Source organism: Methylibium sp., assembly GCF_013817365.1.
GTDB lineage: Bacteria > Pseudomonadota > Gammaproteobacteria > Burkholderiales > Burkholderiaceae_C > Methylibium.
Genome location: NZ_JACDCU010000481.1, coordinates 1 through 2,946 on the forward strand (window position 1 = coordinate 1; position 2,946 = coordinate 2,946).

The 2,946-nt window shown below is 60.9% G+C and carries 4 protein-coding genes and 1 pseudogene; 3 read left to right on the forward strand and 2 right to left on the reverse strand.

Annotation, left to right across the window (positions count from 1 at the left end; genetic code table 11):
* Positions 1–66: 66 nt before the first annotated feature.
* Positions 67–246 (forward strand): annotated as a pseudogene (locus H0W38_RS20085) (hypothetical protein); the annotation flags it as partial.
* A 76-nt stretch (positions 247–322) separates the two neighbouring features.
* On the opposite strand, the gene H0W38_RS20090 reads toward H0W38_RS20085, so the two are convergent.
* Positions 323–1,698, reverse strand: a protein-coding gene (locus tag H0W38_RS20090; RefSeq protein WP_292457497.1) for an IS3 family transposase whose coding sequence is annotated in 2 segments (ribosomal slippage) — positions 323–1,189 and positions 1,192–1,698 — 1,374 coding nt in all. Because the reading frame shifts where the segments join, the coding sequence is not laid out codon by codon here.
* Between the two features lie 57 nt (positions 1,699–1,755).
* Between H0W38_RS20090 and H0W38_RS20095 the strand changes: the two genes are divergently transcribed.
* Together H0W38_RS20095 and H0W38_RS20100 are read left to right on the forward strand one after the other, a co-directional pair.
* Positions 1,756–2,139: a transposase gene (locus H0W38_RS20095; protein ID WP_292448706.1), complete on the forward strand. Its 384-nt coding sequence runs from the start codon at positions 1,756–1,758 to the stop codon at positions 2,137–2,139.
* Entirely contained in the window at positions 2,136–2,360 is a 225-nt protein-coding gene (locus H0W38_RS20100; RefSeq protein WP_292457499.1) for a hypothetical protein, read from the forward strand. The genes H0W38_RS20095 and H0W38_RS20100 overlap by 4 nt, the downstream gene beginning before the upstream one ends.
* On the opposite strand, the gene istB is transcribed toward H0W38_RS20100, so the two are convergent.
* On the reverse strand, positions 2,357–2,946 hold a 590-nt coding region (gene istB, locus H0W38_RS20105), incomplete at its 5' end, for an IS21-like element helper ATPase IstB (protein WP_292457501.1). The genes H0W38_RS20100 and istB overlap by 4 nt on opposite strands.

The window sequence follows — 2,946 nt, forward strand, 5'->3', positions numbered from 1 at the left end:
GATGGGGGCCGATTCGGGGGCAAAGAACCTGCTGATAGCCAACCCGCGTGATATCGCCGGCTTGGGGGCGTGCTCGAATGTGCCGCAGTCGGCGTGCAAGATTTCAAGTCGGGCGAAGCAGTGAAATTGTTCGTCGTAAAGAAAGATCCGACTCTAAGCGAGGAGGATCTGTCGGACTATTGCAAAGAAAAATTCACTGACTACAAGCGGCCGAAATACAGTAAGCGGCCAGCCATTCCATCTTGATCCCCGGCGAATGGCATAGGAGCCTCGTGTCCACCTAAATTTTGAACCGACCCCCAAACCTTGGACACTGTTGAAGTTATGCCAGCGCGGCGGCGGCCTGCATCCTGTACTCGACGGGGCTCAGTCCTCCGAGCCCCAGCTTGATCCGATCCACGTTGTAGTAGTGGATGTAGTCGTGAATCGCGCCCTTCAATATCTCGACGCTCTCGAACTCATCGATATAGAAGAGCTCGCACTTCAATGTTCCAAAGAAGCTTTCCATGGCTGCATTGTCGAGGCAGTTACCCCTACGCGACATGCTCTGCACAAGCCTGTTTTCCTGAAGACGCTTTCGAAACGCCGGCATGCGGTACTGCCACCCTTGATCTGAATGCAGCATCGGTTTCTCGCTTGGGCCGAGCCGATAGAACGCCTTGGTGAGCATGCTCTCGATCATGGTCGGCAACGGACGCTCCGCAATTTCATACGACACGATCTCGCGGTTAAACAGATCCATCACCGGCGACAAATAGAGCTTTCGATTGTTGACCTTGAACTCGGTCACGTCCGTCACCCATTTCTCGTTCGGCTGCTCGGCCTTGAAGTCGCGCTGTAGATGATTCGGAGCCGTCTCGGAAACCGCTCCGTCGAACGCCTTGTAGCGCTTGGGTCGAACCAGCGATTTCAGCTGCATCGCGACCATCAGTTTCTGAACGGTCTTGTGGTTGACACCCAAGCTCTGCCGTTTCAACTCGGCGGTTATCCGCCGATAGCCGTACCTGCCTCGGTGACGGTTGAAGATGTCGCGGATTCTGACCTTCAGGTCGCCGTGTTTGTCGCTCGCCTCAAGAGCCTTCTGCTGATAGTAGAAGCTGCTGCGTGCGAGCCCGGCAGTCTGCAACAAACCTGCGAGTGGAAAGTGTGGCCTCAGCTCGAGCACGATCAGCGTCCTTTCACGGGCGCTAAGCGTGTCTTGGCGCGAGCCAAGGCCTGAGTTTTTTTTAGGTAGGCGACCTCCATGCGGAGCTGCTGAAGATCCCGCAGCAGTTCCTCGCGGCTGCGCTGATCGTCTACCAGCAAATCTCCGTCGTCCCGCTGGTGCGGCGTCTTGCTCATCTTCGTCTGTTCTTCTTTCCAACCTGGTTGCAAAGCAGCTGCGCCATGGACGGCGTAGAGCCGCCTCCATTCTGCAACCTGGTCCAGTCGCCGGATGTCAAAAAGCGCCGCGGCCTGCCTGCATGAGATGCCCTCGTCCCGCACGCGGCGGAGGGCCTCCAGCTTGAACTCGAGATCGTAGTTGCTGCGCTTCTTCGTCACCACGCCCGCTACGCCCAAAGCGCTGTATCCAGCAACCCATTTGCGCAGCGAGTCCACTTGCACGCCTTGTGCTTCGGCAGTCGCACGCAAACCGCCGGTTCCCTTCCTATAAGCCTTGACGGCCTCGAGCCTCTGTTTGTCCGTGTACTTGGCCATTCCGAATCCCCCGGGTTCGTCCAGGTTTCGGGGGTCAGATCAATTTTCCGTGGACACGTGAACACTATTCCCAACCAAATCAGCGATGGACGTCGGCGCCGTCGCACTCACAGCGCCGAGTTCAAGGCGCAGGTCATTGCGGCATGCCGCCAGCCCGGCGTATCAATCGCTGCGGTGGCGATGGCCAACGGCGTCAACGCGAACCTGGCTCGCCGCTGGGTTGTCGCGGCCGAGCAAGGCGCGACTGGCGGTGACCGGTTGGTCGCCGTCGTGAGCGGCGTTGCGCAGACGCCGGCCTTCGTGCCGGTGCAGTTGGCGTGCGCGTCGCCTACGCCCGACATCCGCATCGAGCTGCGCCGAGGCGCGACTGCGATCACCGTGCACTGGCCCAGTGCCGAGGCGGCGCAGTGCGCGGCCTGGATGCGAGAGTTGCTGCGGTGATCCGCGTCGACTCGTTGTGGCTCGCCGTGGAGCCCATGGACATGCGCGCCGGTGCTGAGCGGTTGCTGGCCAGCGTGGTTCAAGTCTTCGGTAGCGCCCAGGCGCACCATGGCTACCTGTGGCGCGTCAATCTGCCTGAGAGGCGCGCGACAATCTGGATAAGAACCATGTCGCGGCGAAGTGATGATGCCCGACATTTGATTGTCGCGGGCGTGATCTAGGCAGGCGGTTGATTGTCGCCAGGCCTTGGAACTCCGACGTTCTTCGGTGTCGCGAAGGTCGCCGGGCGACCGGCGCCGACCTGTTTGCGCTCGATGGCGGTGCGCCGGCGGTAGCTCTCCACGTTCATCTCGAAGATCGTTGAGTGATGCACGAGGCGGTCGACGGCGGCCAGCGTCATCGCCGGGTCCTGGAACACCTTGCCCCATTCGCCGAAGGGCTGGTTGGCCGTGATGATCATCGAGCGGCGCTCGTAACGCGTGCTGATCAACTCGAACAGCGCCGAGGTCTCTGCCTGATCCTTGGTGACGTAGGCCAGATCGTCGAGGATGAGCACGTCGAAGTGATCCAGGCGGTTGAGGGCCGCTTCGAGTGCCAGCTCACGGCGGGCAAGTTGCAGCCGCTGCACGAGGTCCGACGTGCGCGCGAACAGCACGCGCCAGCCCTTCTCCAGCAGCGCCAGTCCGATCGCCGACGACAAGTGCGACTTGCCGCCACCCGGCGGCCCGAGCAGAAGCAGATTGGCGCCGTTGCGCAGCCACTCGTCGCCTGCGCACAGCGCCGCTACCTGCGCCTTGGAGATCATCG